Origin of the sequence: Janibacter cremeus (assembly GCF_029395675.1) — a bacterium.
In the GTDB taxonomy this organism is placed as follows: Bacteria; Actinomycetota; Actinomycetes; order Actinomycetales; family Dermatophilaceae; genus Janibacter; species Janibacter cremeus_A.
The window spans coordinates 245605-265295 of sequence record NZ_CP115184.1 but is presented as its reverse complement, the minus strand read 5'-3'; the positions used below and the strand labels follow the sequence as shown (position 1 = coordinate 265295).

The window sequence follows — 19691 nt, the reverse complement described above, 5'->3', positions numbered from 1 at the left end:
CACGATATCTTGCGTCTCAGGAAATGAGATGTCAGTATCACTCCATGGACAACGGAAGTGGAGTGGGCGTCCTGGACAAGGCCGCCGTCGTGCTCGGGGCCCTCGAGGCCGGCCCGTCGACCCTCGCGCAGCTGGTCGCGGCCACCGGACTGGCCCGACCGACGGCGCACCGGCTCGCCGTCGCGCTGGAGCACCATCGGCTCGTCGGACGCGACATGCAGGGACGCTTCGTCCTCGGCCCGCGTCTGGGCGAGCTCGCCGCCTCCGCGGGCGAGGACAAGCTCCTCGTCGCCGCGGGTCCCGTCCTCGGCGCGCTGCGCGACCACACCAACGAGTCCGCCCAGCTCTTCCGCCGCCAGGGCGAGCACCGCGTCTGCGTCTCCGCCGCGGAGCGCCCGGTCGGCCTGCGCGACTCCATCCCGGTCGGCGCGACCCTGACGATGCACGCCGGCTCCGCCGCACAGGTGCTGCTCGCGTGGGAGGAGCCCGATCGGCTGCACCGCGGTCTGGTCGAGGCCGCCTTCACCGCGACCATGCTCTCCGGCGTGCGCCGCCGCGGCTGGGCGCAGAGCGTCGGCGAGCGCGAGGCCGGTGTCGCCTCGGTCTCCGCCCCGGTGCGCTCCCCTTCCGGCCGCGTGATCGCCGCCGTGTCCATCTCCGGGCCGATCGAGCGCCTCTCCCGCCAGCCGGGCCGCCTGCACGCCGCGACGGTCATCGCCGGCGCCAACAAGCTCACCGAGGTGCTGGAGAAGCACGCCCGCGCTGCCGAGGCTGCCGACCGCGACACCGAGTGACGAAGGGGGGCGCCCCCTTCGCCCATCGGCCCGTGTCGATCCGCCCGCCTGACGTCGAAATTCACGCTTGGCCCACGGTAGGACGTGGGCCAAGCGTGAACAGCGACGTCAGGCTGGAGCCGAGAGGGCGAAGGGGGACGCCACCACGCTTCGGGGGTCCGCTGCCGCTCGTCACACCTCAACGGGCACACAACCGCCCCGGGCACGACAAAGGCCCCCGTTCCGAGGAACGGGGGCCTTGCTCGATGTAGCCCCGACGGGATTCGAACCCGCGCTACCGCCTTGAGAGGGCGGCGTGCTAGGCCACTACACAACGGGGCCATCTGCTGTTTCCCGACCGGCGACCGGCTGGGCAACGGAGAGAACCTTACCCACAAGGGGGCTCTTCTCCGAAATCGAGTGACAGAGCCACTCTCAGCGCTGGGGTACCAGGACTCGAACCTAGAACAACTGAACCAGAATCAGCCGTGTTGCCAATTACACCATACCCCAAGGGGGTATCACCGACCCTTCGGACCGAAGTCCGCGCGGCCTGTGAACCGAGTGGTGATACTACCCGCCCCGAGACGCCCCACCCAAATCGAGCCTCAGGCCAGGGACGCGCGCAGGTTCCGCAGGCGGGTGATCGTGGATTCCTTGCCCAGGATCTCCATCGACTCGAAGAGCGGCGGGCTGACCTTCTGCCCCGACACGGCCGTGCGCAGCGGGCCGAAGGCCAGGCGCGGCTTGATGCCCATCCCGTCGACGATCGCCTCGCGCAGCACGCGCTCGATCTCGGCGGCGTGCCACTGGTTGCCCTCGCGGTTCTCCCCGAGCGCACCCTCCGGCAGGGTGAGCGGCTCGAGCGCGGCGAGCGCGGCGTCGAGCACCTCCCCCGCGGTGTCCTTGAGGCCCTGGCGTGCGTCCTCGGCGATCTCCAGGTCCGCGTCCGCGACGTAGAACGGGCGCACGAGCGGCGTCGCCTCGGTGAGCAGGTTGATCCGCGTCTGGATCTGCTCGGCGATGCTCTTCAGCCGGGCGAGCTCATCCTGGCCCGGGTTCCCGTCCAGGACGCCGTCGGCCTGCAGGAAGGGCAGCAACCGCGCCGCGAAGTCGTCGAGGTCCAGCCCACGGATCCACGCGCCGTTGAGCCAGTCGAGCTTCTTCAGGTCGAAGATCGGGCCGACGGTGTTGACCTTGTCCCACGCGAAGACGCGGGTGAACTCCTCGATGGTGAACTTCTCGACGTCCTCGCCGCTCTCCCCCTTCGCCGGCGGGTAGGCCAGCAGGCCGAGGAAGTTGACGACGGCCTCGGGCAGGTACCCCTGCTCCGAGAACCAGGTCAGGCGGGCCTCCGGGTTCTTGCGCTTGGAGATCTTCGACTTGTTCTGGTTGCGCAGCAGCGGCATGTGCGCGAACTTCGGCGGCTCCAGCCCGAGCCACCGGTACAGCAGCACGTGCTTGGGCGTGGAGGAGATCCACTCCTCGCCGCGCACGACATGGGTGATGCCCATCTCGTGGTCGTCGACGACGACGGCCAGGTGGTAGGTCGGGAAGCCGTCGCCCTTGAGGATGACCTGGTCGTCGGGCACCGGCGCCGAGACGGTCCCCCGGATGACGTCCTCGAAGGTCGTCGGCGCGTCGTCGGGCACGAGCATCCGCACGACCGGGGTCTCGTTGAAGCCCTCGAGCTGCGCGCGCTCCTCCTTCGTCTTCCCGACGCACATGCGGTCGTAGCCGGTGGGCAGCTTCAGCTTCTGCTGCTTCTCGCGCATCGCCTGCAGCCGCTCGCTGGAGCACCAGCAGTGGTAGGCGTGCCCGTCCTCGATGAGCTTCTCGACATAGGGGCGGTAGGTGTCCAGCCGCTCGCTCTGCCGGTACGGCGCGTACGGGCCACCCACGTCCGGGCCCTCGTCCCAGGTCAGGCCGAGCCACCCGAGGGTGTCGTAGAGCTGCTGCTCGCTCGTCTCGTTGAACCGCGCCCGGTCGGTGTCCTCGATGCGCAGGACGAAGGAGCCGCCCTGCTGTCGCGCGTAGGCGAGGTTGAACAGCGCCATGTAGGCGGTGCCGACGTGCGGGTCCCCCGTCGGCGAGGGAGCGACACGCAGTCGCGGGGCGGTGGACGTGGGGTCTGCGGAGGAGCTGCTCATGATGGGCCGATCGTATCGCCGCCGCGGTGGCGGGCCCGCGTCGGAGGGCGAAGGGGGGCGCCCCTCCCTCCTCAGGCCGAGCGCGGCGCGTACATGATCAGGGCGACGCCGGCGAGGCAGACGAGGGCGCCGGTGACGTCCCAGCGGTCGGGTCGGAAGCCGTCGACGGCCATCCCCCACAGCAGCGACCCGGCGACGAAGACCCCGCCGTACGCGGCGAGGATTCGCCCGAAGTGCGCATCGGGCTGGAAGGTGGCCACGACGCCGTAGAGCCCGAGGGCGACGACCCCCGCACCGATCCACAGCCACCCGCGGTGCTCGCGCAGCCCCTGCCACACCAGCCACGCGCCGCCGATCTCGAGCAGCGCGGCGAGCACGAAGAGCGGGACCGAGCGGGCGACGTCCACGTCAGTCGCTCACTCCGCGGCGACGAAGGGGTTGGACAGCGTCCCGATGTTCTCGATCTCGATCTCGACGCGCTGCCCCGCCTCGACCGGCCCGACCCCGGCGGGGGTGCCGGTGAGGATGATGTCACCGGGCAGCAGGGTGAAGGCCTTGGAGCAGTGGCTGATCAGGTCGAAGACCTGGTGCACCATGTCGCGGGTGTGCCCGTCCTGGACGACCTCGCCGTCACGGCGGGTGACGACGGAGACGTCCTGCGGGTCGAGGTCGGTCTCGATCCACGGCCCGAGCGGGCAGAAGGTGTCCATGCCCTTCGCCCGTGCCCACTGGCCGTCGCCACGCTGCAGGTCGCGGGCGGAGACGTCGTTGGCGATCGTGTAGCCGAAGACGACCTTCTTCGCCTCCTCGGGCGAGATGTCCTTGCACATCCGCCCGATGATCACGGCGAGCTCGCCCTCGTAGTGCACCAGGGAGGTGATCGGCGGGATGACGACGGGGTCGTTCGGCCCGACGACCGCGGTGTTGGGGATGAGGAACATCAGCGGTTCCTCGGGGACCTCGGTGCCCATCTCCGCCGCGTGGTCGGCGTAGTTGCGCCCGATGCCGATGATCTTGCTGCGCGGGATGACCGGCGCGAGCAGACGCACCTCGTCGACCGTCGTCGTCCTGCCGGTCAGCTCGATCCGTTGGTAGAGCGGGTCCCCGCTCACCTCGGCGATCTTCGTCCCGCCACCGTCGACGAGCCCGTAGACCGGCTCGTCACCTTCCGTGTACCTCGCGATGCGCACAGCACCACACTAGGCGATCGGTTCCTCCCTTCGAGGTTCGCCCGCTTCGCGGACTCACACCTCAGGGAGCGTGGGACATGTCAGAACCAGGTGATCGAGGTGCGCAGGCCGCCCGCGGCCGGAGCCTCGAGATCGTGGATCTACGGTGGTGGGGTGGGCACGCCGGTCAAGAGGACGCTTCCGCGGGCGCAGTGGCTCACGCTGGCCGAGGAGCACGCGGCAGGCGTCGACCGCCTGACCGCCGGCCACCGGGAGCGTCGGCAGCGCGGCGAGCGCCACCCGGTCGAGGACTTCCTCTTCGAGTACTACCGCCACCGCCCCACGCACCTGCGGCGGTGGCACCCCGGTGCGGGCACGGCCCTGGCCGACGCAGCGGACGTGTACGGCGAGCGTCCCGGGTACGTCGTGGACGCAGAGGGCACCGCGCGCCTGGACATCGACTCCGTCATGGAGCGAAGGGGGCGCACCGTCGGCTTCGTGCACGGCCTGCTCGGCGCGACGCTGTCGCGCCCGGCGGCGCACGACTGCTTCGGGCTGCACGAGTGGGCGATGGTCTACCGGCTCGCCCCGGGCGAGCAGCGCCACGAGCAGCTCCCGCTCCGCCTGTCGCAGGACGAGACGGATGCCGTCGTCGAGGACAACCGGATCAGGTGCAGTCACTTCGACGCCTACCGCTTCTTCACCCCGGACGCGGTGGGGCGCAACTCCCTTCGCCCCACCCGCGAGGACCAGGTGGCCTTCGAGCAGCCGGGCTGCCTGCACGCGGGGATGGACCTGTACAAGTGGTGCTTCAAGCTCGCCCCCGCGGTCCCGTCCGGGCTGACGCTCGCGGCCTTCGAGCTGGCCCGGGAGATCCGCGAGCTGGACATGGCCGCCTCGCCGTACGACCTGTCCGACGTCGGCATCGCGCCGGTGGCGATCGAGACGTCGGCGGGCAAGGCCGAGTACGTGGAGCGGCAGCGCGGGTTCACCGCGCGCTCCAACGCCCTGCGCCGCCGCCTCCTCGACGTCCTCGAGGACCTCACGGAGCGCGTCGGGTCCCGACCGTCACCGGCCGCTGCCACTCTGGACCCGTGACACAGCAGCTGGCGCCACAGGTCCGACGCTTCTACGACGGGGGGACGCTCGAGGAGGCCCCCGACCCGAGCGCGCCCCCGGTCGTCGCGCTGGAGCGCACGGAGGGGATGGAGGAGCCCGACGACTTCCGGATGGTGCGGCGCATCGCCTACCTCGACCGTCGGCTCGGCGAGCTGCTCGTCCCAGCGGACCCGGGGACCTTCACCACGGACCTGGCGTCCGTACCGTCCGTCTTCGCGTGGTTGGTGCCGCGCACCGGCCGCCACCTGCCGGCCGCGCTGCTCCACGACGGACTGGTCCCCCACCCACCGGAGGAGGCGCCGACCCACATCAGCACCGAGGGCGCGGAGGTCGACTTCGAGGAGGCCAACCGGGTCTTCCGTGATGCCATGGCCGACACCGGCACCGGCATCGTCCGGCGCTGGTTGATGTGGACGGCGACGACGCTGGCGGTCATGGCCCTGGGCGACCTGACCTGGTCGGGCATCGAGAAGTGGCGCTGGCGGGTGACGTCCGTCGGCACCCTGCTGGTGCTCACCGTGCTCGGGCTGTGGACCACGCCCGACCTGCTGGACGTCGTCGGCGGTGTGCCGTGGATGGGTGAGGGTGCGCTGTGGGTGCGGCTGCTCACGGGGGCGGCGGGCGCCGTCGCCGTACCACTCCTCCTCGCCCAGCTGTGGGGACGCTTCCGCATCGCGGGCATGATCGCCGGCACGGGGCTCGCGCTGCTGCTGCACGTCACCATCGCCGTGGCCGCACTGACCGGCCTCTACCGTGCGCTGGAGTGGCTCTGCGCCACGTCCCCCGGGGTGGCACTCGCCATCGGGACGATCATCGCGCTCGGCGCGGGCGGGGTCCTGATCGGGGCGATCTGAGCGCTGCGGCCCGACCTCAGTGCAGGTCGGGCATGACGAGCGGACCGGGCTCGACGACGAATCCCATGAGCTTCATCAGCCCGCGCAGGTAGGCGCTGAAGTACTCCTGGGGGTCCATGTCCGTCGCCCCGAGGAATCCCCTGGCCTCGAAGCCGACGTGCCCGGCGAGCGAGGCCAGCGCCGACAGGGAGATCGACCGTGCGGCTGCCGGGAGGTCCTCGCTCGCGCGCGCCGACGTCACCGGGAAGGCCGAGGCCTGCGGGTCGAGCTGTCCGGACTCGATCGCGTCGGCGACGATGCGTGCGAGCATCTCGAGCGCCCCGCCGGCGGCCTCCTGCAGCCGGTCCGGGACGACGGTGATCAGCCGGGGTGAGACGAGGAGCTCGTACTCGGACCGGTGGGCGAAGTGCCACTGGCGCATCGCCATCGCCACGCGGTACCACGCGGTGGCGTGGTCCGTCTCCGGCGCGCTGGCGCGCGCCTGGGCCATCACCGAGGCGAGCCCCTCGTAGGCGTCGGCGGCGAGCAGCCCGAGCAGCTCGTCGTGCCCGGACACGTGCCGGTAGAGACCCGACGGCGTCATGTCGACCGCCCGCGCCACGGCCCGCATGGTCACCCCGCTGGGGCCGTGCAGACGCAGCTCGTCACGCGCGGCGTCGAGGATCTCGCCCAGCGCACGCTCCTGGATCCGCTCCCGTCGCGTGATGCCGACCCGGTCGGGTCCCGATCCGGCATCGACCATGGCAACCTCCTTGACAGGGAGCGGTATTCGGCCCGAGTCTATGCCGCCTTCCTGAAGGGGTGCTGCACCGCGACCGGCTCATGTCGTGCGCAGGACGACGAGGGCGAGGTGGAGCTCGAGGCGGTCCCGTCCACGCGAGAGGTCCAGCCCGGTGAGCGCCTCGATGCGGTGGATCCGGTGGTACACGCTCTGCCGGTGCAGCCCGAGGCGGGAGGCCGTCGCTGCCACGGACCCCGCCTCCTCGAGGTACACCCACGCCGTCTCGACGAGCTCCTCGGGACCGTCCAGGAGCGCCGTGACCGCGGGCGTGCGCACGGCCTCGACGAGCTCGTCCGCGGCGCGGCCGCCGAGCAGCCGCGTCACCCCGAGCGCGTCCCAGGCGTGCACCCGTGTGGCGGCCGGGCCGCTCGGCTGTGCCCGGCTCCTCGGACGCACGACGCGCAGGGCGGCGCGCGCCCGCCGGTCCGAGACGACCGCATCGCGCAGGGGAACCTCGCCCCCGACGCCGGCCACGACCCCGGGCAGGCCGAGACGGGCCAGGGCGGCGATCGCGGACTCGACGACGTCCGTCACCGGCGAGCCGGGGCCCTCGGCCGGGACGAGCAGGACGAGGTCCCCGGAGCGCTCGGCGACCCCGACGTCGCGCGGCACTCCCCCGGGCCCGTGGACCTGATCGGCCTGCAGCCGCACACCGGGCGCCCCGCCGAGGACGGCGCAGACGACGGACGCGGTGCTCGCGATCGCGAGGTCGTCGGCGAGCTCGCGCGCGATGCCACCGCGCCCCTCCGCACCCGTCTCGAGGAGGTCGAGGAGCAGCCGCTCGGTCTCCCTCCGGCGCGAGGTGGCCCGGGCCAGGACCTCGCCCGCACGGGCCGCGAGGGCCTGGGCCGCCCGCACGCGCTCGGGCGCCAGTCCCTCCGGCGGCTCCACCGCCCACAGGTAGCCGCGGACGACGCCACGGGCGCGCGCCGGCAGGCACAGGCGCGCGGCGATCTCGCGCTCCGGGTGCGCGGGGACGTGGACCGGCCCGCGCGCCCGGGCGATGTCGAAGGACTCGAACCACTCCCGCGTCCGCGGCCCGGCACCACGACCCAGGACGGTCTCGACCCGGACGTGGTCGGCGCCCGCGTCGTGGGCGGCGAAGGCGAGCAGGCGCAGCCCGCGGTCCTCGAGCGTCACGGGGGCCTCGAGGATCGCCGAGGCCTCGTCCACGAGCTCCTGCAGGTCCATTGGACAACTGTATGACGAGATCGGTCCAAGACGTGGCAGTTGTCTGTGGTGCCCGACACCCGGCAGCCCTACCGTCGGAGGATGACCACGGCATCCGAGACCGCAACCGCCTCCGGCGCCCACCCGGCCACCGCAGCCCTGACCCCCTTCGTCGAGGACGCCGTCGCCCTCGCCGAGCGCTGGGCCGCTGCCGCCCACGCCGGGCAGACCAAGCGCGAGGCGCAGACGACCGGCCAGCTGGCCGCGCTGCTCTCCGACGCCGGTGGCGGCCTGGACCTGGCCGTCTTCTTCGTCGACCGCGTCGCCCGCCCCGAGGACGACAAGGCCGCGGCCAACGCCCTGAGCCAGATCACCGCCGCGGACGCCACCTCCTTCCTCGGCCCGATCGACCGCGGTCTGCTCGGCCTCGGCGCGACGGTCGCCCGGATCGCGCCGAAGGTCGTCGTCCCCGCCGCCCGTGCGCGGATGAAGCAGATGGTCGGCCACCTGCTCGTCGACGCCAACGACCCGAAGCTCGGTCGGCACCTCGCTGCCGCCCGTGAGGACGGGTTCCGCCTGAACATCAACCTCTTGGGCGAGGCCGTCCTCGGCGAGGACGAGGCCGCCTCCCGCACCCGGCGCACCCGCGAGCTGCTCGAGCGCGGCGACGTCGACTACGTCTCGATCAAGGCCTCCTCACTCGTCAGCCAGATCAGCGTGTGGGACACCCCCGGCACAGTCGAGCGCTGCGTCGAGCGGCTGCGCCCCCTGTACGCCGCGGCGAAGGCGTCCACCCCCCACGCCTTCGTCAACCTCGACATGGAGGAGTACCGCGACCTCGAGATGACGCTCGAGCTGTTCATGGCGATCCTCTCCGAGCCGGACTTCCACGACCTCGAGGCCGGCATCGTCCTGCAGGCCTACCTGCCCGACGCGCTCCCCGCGATGGAGCGCCTCATCGCCTTCGCCGCCGAGCGCCGGGCCCAGGGCCGCGCGGGTGTGAAGATCCGTCTGGTCAAGGGCGCCAACCTCGCCATGGAGAAGGTCGAGGCCGTCATGCACGACTGGGAGCAGGCCCCCTACCCCACCAAGGGTGACGTCGACGCGAACTACCTGCGCTGCGTCGAGCGCGCGCTGCGTGCTGACAGCGTCGCGGCCGGGGTGCGCATCGGGGTCGCCTCGCACAACCTCTACGACGTCGCGAGCGCGCACCTGCTCGCCCAGTCCCGAGGCGTCGAGGACGCCCTCGACATCGAGATGCTGCAGGGGATGTCGCCGGCGCAGGCCCGCGCGGTCCGCGACGACGTGGGCACGGTCATCCTCTACACCCCGGTCGTCGCACCGGAGGACTTCGACTCCGCGGTCTCCTACCTCGTGCGCCGCCTCGAGGAGAACGCCTCCCCGGAGAACTACCTGCACGCGTTCTTCTCGGACGACTCCGCCGCGATGCCCGATCAGGAGACCCGTTTCCGCGCGAGCGTCGAGGCCATCGGGGCGACCCCGACCGGCCCGCGCCGCCTCGTCGAGCCCGCGCCGATCGGCGATACCTTCGCCAACACCCCCGACGCCGACCCGGCCCTGGCCGAGCACCGCGAGTGGGCCGCCCGAGCGGTCGCCCAGCCGATGCCCGAGCTGACCTCGCGCCACCTGGACGTCGTCGCCGACGTCGAGGAGGTCGTCGCCACCGGGCGTGCGGCGCACGAGGGCTGGGCCGCGCGTCCCGCGCAGGAGCGCGCCGCGATCCTGCGTGACGCCGCCCGCGAGCTCAACGCCCGCCGGGAGGCCCTCGTGTCGGTCATGGCCGCCGAGGCCGGCAAGACCGTCGCCGAGTCCGACCCCGAGGTCTCCGAGGCCGTCGACTTCGCGCGCTACTACGCCGACCGGGCCCTCGAGCTCGAGGACGGGCCGATGACCGACGGGGCGCGGTTCACCCCCTTCGCCTTGACGCTGATCACCCCGCCGTGGAACTTCCCGGTCGCCATCCCGATCGGTGGTGTCCTCGCCTCGCTCGCGGCCGGGTCCGCCGTGATCATCAAGCCGGCGCCGCAGACGCCCGGGTGCGTCGAGGAGGCCGTCGCCGCGCTGCACGCCGCCGGTGTCCCGACCGACGTGCTGCAGGTGGTGCGCACCGAGGAGAACGAGGTCGGCCAGCGGCTCGTCTCCCACGAGGACGTCGACGCGGTCGTGCTCACCGGGGCGAGCGAGACGGCCCGGCTCTTCGCCGGGTGGCGCGCCGGACGCGAGGAGGGCGCCCGGGTGCTCGGTGAGACCTCGGGCAAGAACGCCCTCGTCGTCACGCCCTCGGCCGACATCGACCTCGCCGTCGCCGACCTCGTCTCCTCGGCCTTCGGGCACGCGGGCCAGAAGTGCTCGGCCGCCTCGCTCGGCATCCTCGTCGGGTCGATCGCCACGTCGCCACGTTTCCGCCGCCAGCTCGTCGACGCGGTCACCTCGATCGCCGTGGGCTGGCCCAGCGACCTGGGCACCCGGATGGGGCCGGTCATCGAGCCGCCGAGCGACAAGCTGCTGCGCGCGCTGACCACCCTCGAGCCCGGTGAGAGCTGGCTGGTCGAGCCCCGGCAGCTCGACGACACCGGTCGGCTGTGGTCGCCGGGAGTCAAGGAAGGGGTGGCGCCCGGTTCCTTCTTCCACCTCACCGAGGTCTTCGGCCCGGTCCTCGGCCTGATGCGGGCCGACTCGCTGGAGCAGGCGATCGAGCTGCAGAACGCCACCGACTTCGGCCTCACCGGTGGCCTGCACAGCCTCGACGAGTCCGAGATCCGGTACTGGACCGATGCCGTCGAGGTCGGCAACGGTTACGTCAACCGGCACATCACCGGCGCGATCGTCCAGCGCCAGTCCTTCGGCGGGTGGAAGTCCTCCTCGATCGGGCCGGGCGCCAAGGCCGGTGGGCCGAACTACGTGGCCCAGCTGGGCACGTGGCGTGCCGACGGGCTCCCGACCCACGGGACCACCCCCTCCTCCGCGGTGCGTCGCACCGTCGACGCACAGCTGGCAGCACTCGGCTCGACGGTGCCCGAGGCGGACCGCCCGTGGCTCGAGGCGGCGATCGCCAGCGACGCCGCCGCGTGGGCGCTCGAGCTCGGTGTCGAGCACGACAAGAGCGCGCTCGTCGTGGAGACCAATGTCTTCCGCTACCGCCCGCACCCGAACGTGCTCGTGCGCGCCGGGGCCGGCACCACCGTCGCCGAGGTGGTGCGCCTCGTCGCCGCCGCCACCCTCACCGGTGCGGGTGTGCTCGTCTCGGCAGACCCGGCGCTGAAGCTCCCCGGGAGCCTCGGCCACGTCCAGGTCGAGGCCGAGGACGAGGCGGCCTTCCTGGCCCGCGCCGGACAGGTCGAGCACGCCCGGGTGCGCCTCGTCGGGACGGATGCCCCCGCACTCGTCGACGGGCTCGTCGCCGCAGGGGTGGACGTCATCACCGGCCCGGTCCTCGCGACCGGTCGCCGTGAGCTGCTGCCCTTCCTGCGCGAGCAGGCGGTGAGCACCACGCGCCACCGCTTCGGGCACGTCGCGACGTCCTGAGGGGGCACCCTGCCCGCCGTGGCCCGGGACCATCGGTGGCCCGATGGTCCCGGGGCCTACGATCCGGGCCGGTAGTTCTCGTTGGCGGTATCGATGAGCTCCTCGGCGAGGTCCCGGACTTTGATGTTGCTCGTGGTGGAGACCCGGACGAGGAACTGGAAGGCACGGTCCTCGTCGATCCGGTACCGCTCCATCACCAGCCCGATCGCCTGACCGATCGCCTTGCGGGTGGCGATCGCCTCGCTGAGCTGCTCCTCACGGCGGGCGCGTCCCAGGGCGATGGCGGCGTGGGCGGCGAACAGCTCCGCGGTGTGGGCCACGTCGGCATCGATCGTGTCGCTCTCGGTGGCGTAGAGGTTGAGCACGCCGAGCGTCTCCCGCTCGACGTACAGCCGCACGCCCATCTGTGCCTGCACCCCCATGGCCACGGCGCGTGGCACGAACTTGGGCCACCGCGTCTCGTGCCGCAGCCGGTTGGCGATGGTGATCGGCTGGGACTCGACGGCCTGGACGCACGGCCCCTCACCCAGGGAGTACTGCAACGCGTCGAGCTCCCACACCAGCTGGTCGGTGCCGGCCTTGGTCTCGATGTCCCCCCTTCGGTGGACGATCGAGATGCCGACGTGGTCGATGTTCGGGAGGGACCGGGCGGCGGCGGCCACGATGCCGTCCAGGGTGCCCTCGAGGTCCTGGGGGGCGTTGATCTCGCGGGACGCCTCGACGAGGGCTTCGGAAAGAAGGGTGTCGTAGGTCATGGTTCCTCCGCATCACGGTGGCCCCGGGCACCGGGTACCGCTTTCAGCGTAGACCCGGGCCCGTAGGCCTCGACGGCGGACCAGGCACGACGGATGGGGTCAGCGGGCGGGCACGCCCGCGCGCATCAGCCCGTAGGTGACACCGTCGAGAAGGGCCTCCCACGAGGCCTCGACGATGTTGCCGGCGACGCCCACGGTGGTCCACGACGTGTGCGCGTCGCTCGTCTCGATGAGCACGCGGGTGGTGGCGTCGGTGCCGTGCGCGGCATCGAGGATGCGCACCTTGTAGTCGATGAGCTCCAGCCCCTCGATCTCCGGGTAGACCACCGTGAGCGCCTGGCGCAGGCCGTGGTCGAGGGCGTTGACGGGCCCGTTCCCCTCCCCCGTCGCGACGATGCGCTGCCCGCCCGCGACGGCCTTGACGGTCGCCTCGGACAGGGCGTCCTCCCCACCGCGGGCGTCGATCATCACCCGCCAGGACTCGACCCGGGCGTACTCGGGTGCGTCCTCGTCGAGCTCGCGACGCAGCAGCAGCTCGAAGGACGCGTCCGCCGCGTCGAAGGTGTACCCCTGCCGCTCCAGCTGCTTGACCTTGGCCAGCACGCGGGACAGGGCCGCGTCGTCGCCGGCGAGGTCGACGCCGAACTCGCGGCTCTTCAGCTCCACGGTCGCGCGGCCGGCCATGTCCGAGACGAGCATGCGCATGTCGTTGCCGACCGACTTGGGGTCGATGTGCTGGTAGAGGTCCGGGTCGACCTTGATCGCGCTCGCGTGCAGACCGGCCTTGTGCGCGAAGGCCCCCGAGCCGACGTACGGCTGACGGGAGAAGGGCGGGAAGTTCGTCACCTCGCTCACCGCATGGGCGATGCGGGTCGCGTCCTGCAGCCGGTGCGGCTCGACGAGGTCCATGCCGAGCTTGAGCTGGAGGTTGGCGACGACGGTGATCAGGTCGGCGTTGCCGGTGCGCTCGCCGTAGGCGTTGATCGTCCCCTGCACGTGGTCGGCACCCGCCTCGACCGCGGCCATCGAGTTGGCGACCGCGCACCCGGTGTCGTTGTGGCAGTGGATGCCCAGACGCGCTCCGGTGACCGCGATGACGTCGGCGACCGCGGAGCGCACCTGGTCGGGCAGCATGCCCCCGTTGGTGTCGCACACGGCGACGACCTCGGCACCGGCATCGTGGGCGGCCGTGACGCACGCCAGGGCGTAGTCGCGGTCGAGGAGGTAGCCGTCGAAGAAGTGCTCGCCGTCGACCATCACCGTGCGTCCGTGGGAGCGCAGGTGGGCCACGGTGTCCCGGATCATCTCGAGGTTCTCCGCGACGCTCGTGCGCAGCGCCCGCTCGACGTGTCCGGGGTGCATCTTGGCCACGAGGGTGATCACCTCGGCGCCGGAGTCGAGCAGCGCCTGCACCTGCGGGTCCGATGCGGCGTCGACGCCGGCCCTGCGGGTCGCACCGAAGGCGGCGAGCGTGGCGTTGCGCAGGTCCAGCTCGTCCCCGGCCCGGGCGAAGAACTCGGTGTCGTTGGGGTTGGCCCCGGGCCAACCCCCTTCGATGTGGGTCACGCCCAGCTCGTCGAGCAGGCGGCTGATCGCCAGCTTGTCCGCGACCGAGACGTTGATGCCCTCCTGCTGGGCACCATCGCGCAGGGTCGTGTCGTAGACGTGGAATCCGGTGGTCATCGGTGCTCTCCGTCGGACGGTGGCGAAGGGGGCGTCTCGCCGAGGTCGGTGGGTGACACCTGCTCGTCGCGCCGGTCCTTCGCGAGGGTGATGCTCGGGACCCGATGCTTCGTCGACTCCCGGCCGGGTGGCTGCTCCTCGACAAAAGCAAAGACCCCCCGGGTGCGGGAGGTCTGCGCGACGAGCAGGTGGCTCGTCGCGCCTAGATAATGAGCTCGGCCGCGGTAGCGGCGCGGGGCATCATCGGTGGCATCACGCCGTCACTCTCGCACTCCGCACCGCTGTCGCCTCGCCGGTGTCCGTCATGTGGACGGGCTCGGCTCACGGACCGAGACCGTCGAGGAGCATCTCGAGGGTCCGGGCCACACCGTCCTCGTCGTTGCCCGGGCAGTGGTCGGTGACCGCAGTCAGCACGTCCGGGTGGGCATTGGCCACGGCGAAGGAGCGCCCGGCCCACTGCAGCATCGGCAGGTCGTTGGGCATGTCCCCGAAGGCCCACACCTCTTCGGACGCGATCCCGAGCTCGTCGCTCCACTCGCGCAGCGCCGCGGCCTTGGTGACGCCGAGCGCGGAGATCTCCGCGAGCCCGCCGGCCCCGGAGAAGGCGACGATCGCCCGGTCCCCCACGACCTGCGTCGCGACCTCGATGAACTCCTCGTCCGTCAGGTGCGGGTTGCGGGCGAGCAGCTTGCCGACCGCCGCGTCCCGGAGCAGCTCGATCTCCGAGGTCGTCACGAGGTCCTCGGGATGGTCGTGGATCGCGGCGAACATGCTCTCCGCAGCCAGCCCGGTCGAGCGCTCCGCGGCGAAGCCGGTACCGGGCACCTGCTCGCGCAGGTCGCGCACGATCTCGGTGACGACGTCCCGGGCCATCGTCCGCTCGCGGAAGACCCGCTGGCGCGCGACGTCGTAACGGAAGGCGCCGTTGCCGCAGATCGCCACGCCCCGGGCGCCGACGACGTGCGCGAGCTCGTCGAGCCACCGCGGTGGGCGGGCCGTGACGAGCACCGTCTCGAGACCGACCTCGGCGACACCGCGCAGGGCGGCGACGGACCGCCCGGAGACGGTCCCGTCCGAGCGCAGCAGCGTGCCGTCGAGGTCGGTCGCGATCAGGCGCGGGGTGCCGCGCCTCAGGCCAGTCGGGTCATCCAACCGCGGGTGTCCTCGGCGACGCCGTACTGGATGTCCAGCAGGGCCTGGCGGATGGATCGGGTGACCTCTCCCCCTTCGGCGCCGGCGGTGGACGCGACGGACCCGCCCTCCCAGCGCAGCTCGCCGACGGGTGTGACGACGGCGGCGGTGCCGCACGCGAAGATCTCGGTGATCTCACCGGATGCGACGCCGTCCTTCCACTCGTCGATGCCGATGCGGGCCTCCTCCGGCTGCAGCCCCAGGTGGGGCGCGATCTCCAGGATGGAGGCGCGGGTGACGCCCTCGAGGATCGAGCCGGTGAGCTCGGGGGTGCGCAGGCGGCCGTCCCTGGTGACGAAGAAGAGGTTCATCCCGCCGAGCTCCTCGATGTAGGTGTGCGTCGAGGAGTCGAGGAAGACCACCTGGTCGCACCCGTGCGCGGCGCCCTCCAGCTGACCGGCCAGGGACGAGGCGTAGTTGCCGCCGCACTTGGCAGCACCCGTGCCGCCCTCGCCAGCGCGCGCGTAGTCCGTCGTGAGCCAGAGGTGGACCGGCTTCATGCCGCCGGGGAAGTACGCGCCGGCGGGGCTGGCGATGACGGAGAAGGTCACCTCGTTGGCCGGGCGGACGCCGATGAAGGCCTCCGAGGCGAACATGAAGGGGCGCAGGTAGAGGCTGGACTCACCGGTGCCGGAGTCGGGCACCCACGCCTTGTCGGTCTCCACGAGCGCGCGGATCGCGCCGATGAAGTCCTCCTCGGAGAGCACCGGCAGCGCGAGCCGCTCGCAGCTGCGGGCCATCCGGGCGGCATTGCGGTCCGGCCGGAAGGTCCACACGGACCCGTCCGCGTGGCGGTAGGCCTTCATGCCCTCGAAGACCTCCTGCGCGTAGTGCAGGACGGCCGCGGCGGGCGAGATGGAGAGCGGCCCGAAGGGGCGGACCTGACCGTCGTGCCAGCCCTTCGCCTTCGTCCAGGTGGCGGTGACCATGTGGTCGGTGAAGGTGGTGCCGAAGGCCGGGTTGGCGAGGATCGTCTCGCGCTCGGCAGCAGGCAGGGGGTCCTCGCGGCGGGTGGTTGCGAAGGTGAGCTCAGCGGTCATCGGTGACTCGACTCCTCAGGTGTTCGGGTCCTCGCAGGGTAGTCCTCCCTGTGCACCGCATCACAAACGGGCAGCGACGGCGTCACCGATCGCGGAGGTGGACCGCTCGCCGGTCCGCTCGGCGAGGTCCGCGGCGACCGCGGCCTCGACGCGCCGCGCGTCCTCGGGACGACCGAGGTGCTCCAGCAGCATCGCCGCGGAGAGGATCGCCGCCGTCGGGTCGGCCTTGCCCTGCCCGGCGATGTCCGGGGCGGAGCCGTGGACCGGCTCGAACATGCTCGGCGCCTCGCGGGAGGGGTTGATGTTGCCGCTGGCGGCCAGGCCGATGCCACCGGCGATCGCGGCCGCGATGTCGGTGATGATGTCGCCGAAGAGGTTGTCGGTGACGATGACGTCGAAGCGGGCCGGGTCGGTGGCCATGAAGATCGTCGCCGCGTCGACGTGCTGGTAGGCGGTCTCGACGTCGGGGTACTCCGCGCCGACCTCCTCGACCGTGCGCCGCCACAGGTGGCCGGCGTGGGTGAGCACGTTGTGCTTGTGCACGAGCGTCAGGTGCCTGCGCGGGCGGGCCTGCGCGCGGGCGAAGGCGTCCCGCACCACGCGCTCGATGCCGAAGCGGGTGTTGACGCTGACCTCGGTCGCGACCTCGTGCGGGGTGCCGACGCGCAGCGCGCCACCGTTGCCGACGTACGGGCCCTCGGTCCCCTCGCGCACGACGACGAAGTCGAGTCCCTTGTCGGTCACCTCGGTCGACAACGGGCTGGTCACGCCCGGGAAGAGCTTGGCCGGGCGCAGGTTGACGTAGTGGTCCAGCGCAAAGCGAAGGGGGAGCAGCACCCCGCGCTCGAGGACGCCGGAGGGGACGGTCGGGTCGCCGATGGCCCCGAGCAGGATCCCGTCGTGCCCGCGGATCTCCTCGACGACCGAGTCCGGCAGGGTCTCCCCCGTGCGGTGCCAGCGCTGGGCGCCCAGGTCGTACTCCGTGGTGGAGACCGTCACCCCGGACGCGCCCAGGACCTTCAGCCCCTCGGCGACCACCTCCGGGCCGATCCCGTCCCCGCCGATGACGGCGATGTCGAAGCTCTTGTGCGGCACGTCGGTGGTCATGCGCTCAGGCTAGGCCGCCGTCCCGACATGTGAACCCCTTGTCCCGCCATCCGGACCTCGTCACGGGGGTGGAGGGCAACGCGCGGACGAACCATTCGCGCGTCGGCCGAGCGGCCGAGGCTACTCGCCGACGGGCGCGTACGTCCGGCCCGAGACCCGGCGGATGCGGCCCTCGTCGAGGGCGGCGTCCAGCGCCCTGGCGAACCGTCCCGGTCCCCAGTAGCGCGCCCCGACGAGGCGGACGAGCTCCCTGCGCTCGGTGGCACCGTGCTCGGCCAGCGCTGCGGCGATCGCTGCGATCTCACGGTCCAGCGCGCGATCCGCGCTCGCCGCTCGGACCGGGTCCACACCCCCGGTCCGGGAGGAGGACAGGGCCTCGCTCGGGCCGGGTCGGAACCGTCGCCCCCCGGTGGTCTCGCGGGTCTGTCGCCGGAGCGTCCGTTCGCGCACTCGCTCGTCGAGCTCGGCCCGTTCACGCGCGCGCTCATCGGCGTCCGGCATCTCGTCCCCGACCTCCCGACGATGGTGGCGCGGGGCAGCTGCGGTGCCGGCGCTCGCGGGCTCGTCGGCGGACTCCTCGGACTCCTCCTCCGCCTCGGAGGCCGTCAGCGGTTGGGCGATGTCCTCCAGGTTGGCCTGCTCGGAGCGCACACCGAGGAAGATCTCCGCCACTCCACCCAGTGCCATGACACCGGCCGCGATGAAGAAGCCCACGGCGACGAACACGGCCTCCTCGGTACCGATCAACCGGCCGAAGAGCAAGGGGCCGACGGTTCCTCCGATGGCGGTCCCCAGGGCGTAGAAGAACGCGATCGCCAGGGCGCGGGTCTCCATCGGGAAGACCTCGCTCACGGTGAGGTAGGCAGCACTGGCGCCGGCGGAGGCGAGGAAGAAGATCGCCACGATGAAGGCGATGAACGTCCACCGGTTGAGTGCCCCGTTCATCAGGAGCAGACCCAGCGGGATGGTCAGCAGCGCCGACCCGAGGTACGTGCCGGCGATCATCGGGATCCGACCGACCGTGTCGAAGAAGCGCCCCAGCAGGACCGGGCCCAGGAAGTTGCTCAGTGCCCAGATGATGATGAAGATCGGCACCAGCCCGGACGCGACCCCGAAGAAGGTGCTCAGCAGGGTCCCGAGGTTGAACGTGATCCCGTTGTAGATGAAGGCCTGCCCGACGAACAGGGCCACACCGAGGACGGTGCGCTTGGGGTAGAGCTTGAAGGCGGTGCGCGCGATCATCCGGAACGGGATCGCGGTGCGCTGGCGGACCGTCAGCGTGTCCTCCGGCTCGGACAGCTCCTCGCCGGTCTCCTGCCTGACCTCGCGCTCGATCTCGTCGACGATCCGCTCGGCCTCGTCCTCGTGACCGTGGATGAACAACCAGCGTGGGCTCTCGGGCACGTGGCGCCGGACGAAGAGGATGGCCAGCCCGAGGACCGCGCCGGCACCGAAGGCCACCCGCCACCCGAGCCAGATGGGAAAGACGTCGCTGAGGAAGAACAGGGCCGAACCGGCACCGATGGCCGCTCCCAGCCAGTAGGAGCCGTTGATGACCAGGTCGACCTGTCCGCGCACCCGGGCGGGGATCAGCTCGTCGATCGCCGAGTTGATCGCCGCGTACTCGCCACCGATGCCGGCGCCGGTGAAGAACCGCGCCAGGTAGAAGAACCAGGGCGCGAAGGCGAATGCCGTCGCCACCGTGGCCACGAGGTAGACCAGCAGCGTCGCGATGAACATCTTCTTGCGCCCGAGCCGGTCGGTCAGCTGGCCGAAGAAGAGGGCGCCCAGGCAGGCGCCGGCGATGTAGATGGCCCCGGCGAGTCCGATCTGACCGGCAGTGAGGCTGAGGCCACTGCCCTCCTCGGTCAACCGGGCGGCCACCGAGGACACCATCGTGACCTCGAGGCCGTCGAGGATCCACACCGCACCGAGTCCGATGACGACACGCCAGTGGAACTTCGACCAGGGAAGACGATCGAGCCGTGAGGGCACCTGGGTCTCGATGGTGCCTGTCTGTACTGCCTGAGACATGCACCGTGGCTACCCCCGGGCGCCCGTCCGTAAACTGAGCAGATGTTCACCTGTCGCGTGCTCGGCCATCGTCTGCGCTTCCGGGCCGAGGGACCCGTCCTGCGCTGGGAGTGCGAGCGCGGCTGCGGCGCAGGGGGATCGAAGACCTACGACTCGGCCGATGCCGCCGGGCGCTATGCGGCCGCCTTCGACCGGCAGGACCGCCACGACCTCGGCAAGCGGGCTCCGCTCATCGGTCTGCTGCCGCTGCGGCTCTGGCGCAGCCTGCGTCGCCCACGCGGCGACTGACGGGCCCCCGCAGCCACATGACCCGACGGCC

General features: G+C 71.8%; 16 protein-coding genes and 2 tRNA genes. 5 read left to right on the top strand and 13 right to left on the bottom strand.

Features of this window, described 5'->3' with window-relative positions; all coding sequences use genetic code 11:
• The first annotated feature begins 44 nt into the window (after nt 1–44).
• The gene (locus O9K63_RS01195; RefSeq protein ID WP_277239974.1) at nt 45–794 is read left to right on the top strand and encodes an IclR family transcriptional regulator; all 750 of its coding nucleotides are present in this window, start codon (nt 45–47) and stop codon (nt 792–794) included.
• Between the two features lie 248 nt (nt 795–1042).
• Here O9K63_RS01195 and O9K63_RS01190 read toward each other — a convergent pair.
• The 5 genes from O9K63_RS01190 to O9K63_RS01170 form a co-directional block, all read right to left on the bottom strand.
• Nucleotides 1043–1115 (bottom strand) — tRNA-Glu (locus tag O9K63_RS01190).
• 99 nt (nt 1116–1214) lie between these two features.
• Nucleotides 1215–1286: transfer RNA gene (locus O9K63_RS01185), tRNA-Gln, on the bottom strand.
• Nucleotides 1287–1381: 95 nt separating this feature from the next.
• The gene (gltX, locus tag O9K63_RS01180) at nt 1382–2923 is read right to left on the bottom strand and encodes a glutamate--tRNA ligase (protein ID WP_277239973.1); all 1542 of its coding nucleotides are present in this window, start codon (nt 2921–2923) and stop codon (nt 1382–1384) included.
• Nucleotides 2924–2994: 71 nt separating this feature from the next.
• The gene (locus O9K63_RS01175; protein ID WP_277239972.1) at nt 2995–3330 is read right to left on the bottom strand and encodes a YnfA family protein; all 336 of its coding nucleotides are present in this window, start codon (nt 3328–3330) and stop codon (nt 2995–2997) included.
• Nucleotides 3331–3339: 9 nt separating this feature from the next.
• Nucleotides 3340–4113: a fumarylacetoacetate hydrolase family protein gene (locus O9K63_RS01170; protein ID WP_277239971.1), complete on the bottom strand. Its 774-nt coding sequence runs from the start codon at nt 4111–4113 to the stop codon at nt 3340–3342.
• Nucleotides 4114–4266: 153 nt separating this feature from the next.
• On the opposite strand from O9K63_RS01170, the gene O9K63_RS01165 reads away from it, so the two are divergent.
• Entirely contained in the window at nt 4267–5190 is a 924-nt protein-coding gene (locus tag O9K63_RS01165) for a 3-methyladenine DNA glycosylase (RefSeq protein WP_277239970.1), read from the top strand.
• Nucleotides 5187–6065 (top strand): DUF1353 domain-containing protein, encoded by an 879-nt coding sequence (locus O9K63_RS01160; RefSeq protein ID WP_277239969.1) that lies wholly within the window; start codon nt 5187–5189, stop codon nt 6063–6065. Before O9K63_RS01165 ends, O9K63_RS01160 begins: the two co-directional genes overlap by 4 nt.
• 16 nt (nt 6066–6081) lie before the next feature.
• On the opposite strand, the gene O9K63_RS01155 is transcribed toward O9K63_RS01160, so the two are convergent.
• Nucleotides 6082–6807, bottom strand: coding sequence for a TetR/AcrR family transcriptional regulator (locus O9K63_RS01155; protein ID WP_277239968.1), 726 nt, complete (start codon nt 6805–6807; stop codon nt 6082–6084).
• A gap of 78 nt (nt 6808–6885) precedes the next feature.
• Nucleotides 6886–8037 carry a PucR family transcriptional regulator gene (locus O9K63_RS01150; protein ID WP_277239967.1) on the bottom strand — a complete coding sequence of 384 codons (1152 nt, stop codon included), beginning with the start codon at nt 8035–8037 and terminating at the stop codon, nt 6886–6888.
• 81 nt (nt 8038–8118) lie between these two features.
• Here O9K63_RS01150 and O9K63_RS01145 point away from each other — a divergent pair, with 81 nt between their 5' ends.
• On the top strand, nt 8119–11562 hold the full coding sequence (locus O9K63_RS01145; RefSeq protein ID WP_277239966.1) for a bifunctional proline dehydrogenase/L-glutamate gamma-semialdehyde dehydrogenase: 3444 nt from the start codon (nt 8119–8121) through the stop codon (nt 11560–11562).
• A gap of 56 nt (nt 11563–11618) precedes the next feature.
• Here O9K63_RS01145 and O9K63_RS01140 read toward each other — a convergent pair whose 3' ends face one another.
• The 6 genes from O9K63_RS01140 to O9K63_RS01115 all read right to left on the bottom strand — a co-directional run bounded on the left by O9K63_RS01140 (nt 11619) and on the right by O9K63_RS01115 (nt 19372).
• Entirely contained in the window at nt 11619–12317 is a 699-nt protein-coding gene (locus O9K63_RS01140) for a GAF and ANTAR domain-containing protein (RefSeq protein ID WP_277239965.1), read from the bottom strand.
• Between the two features lie 99 nt (nt 12318–12416).
• Nucleotides 12417–14000, bottom strand: a complete 1584-nt coding sequence (cimA, locus tag O9K63_RS01135; RefSeq protein WP_277239964.1) for a citramalate synthase — start codon at nt 13998–14000, stop codon at nt 12417–12419.
• A 321-nt stretch (nt 14001–14321) separates the two neighbouring features.
• Complete coding sequence (locus tag O9K63_RS01130; protein ID WP_277239963.1) at nt 14322–15152, bottom strand: HAD family hydrolase; 831 nt, start codon at nt 15150–15152, stop codon at nt 14322–14324.
• Entirely contained in the window at nt 15131–16231 is a 1101-nt protein-coding gene (locus O9K63_RS01125) for a branched-chain amino acid aminotransferase (RefSeq protein WP_277239961.1), read from the bottom strand. The genes O9K63_RS01130 and O9K63_RS01125 overlap by 22 nt, the downstream gene beginning before the upstream one ends.
• A 60-nt stretch (nt 16232–16291) precedes the next feature.
• Nucleotides 16292–17338, bottom strand: coding sequence for a 3-isopropylmalate dehydrogenase (locus O9K63_RS01120; RefSeq protein WP_277239960.1), 1047 nt, complete (start codon nt 17336–17338; stop codon nt 16292–16294).
• A gap of 120 nt (nt 17339–17458) precedes the next feature.
• On the bottom strand, nt 17459–19372 hold the full coding sequence (locus tag O9K63_RS01115; RefSeq protein WP_277239959.1) for an MFS transporter: 1914 nt from the start codon (nt 19370–19372) through the stop codon (nt 17459–17461).
• 42 nt (nt 19373–19414) lie between these two features.
• Between O9K63_RS01115 and O9K63_RS01110 the strand changes: the two genes are divergently transcribed.
• Entirely contained in the window at nt 19415–19660 is a 246-nt protein-coding gene (locus tag O9K63_RS01110) for a hypothetical protein (protein WP_277239958.1), read from the top strand.
• Nucleotides 19661–19691 lie beyond the last annotated feature (31 nt).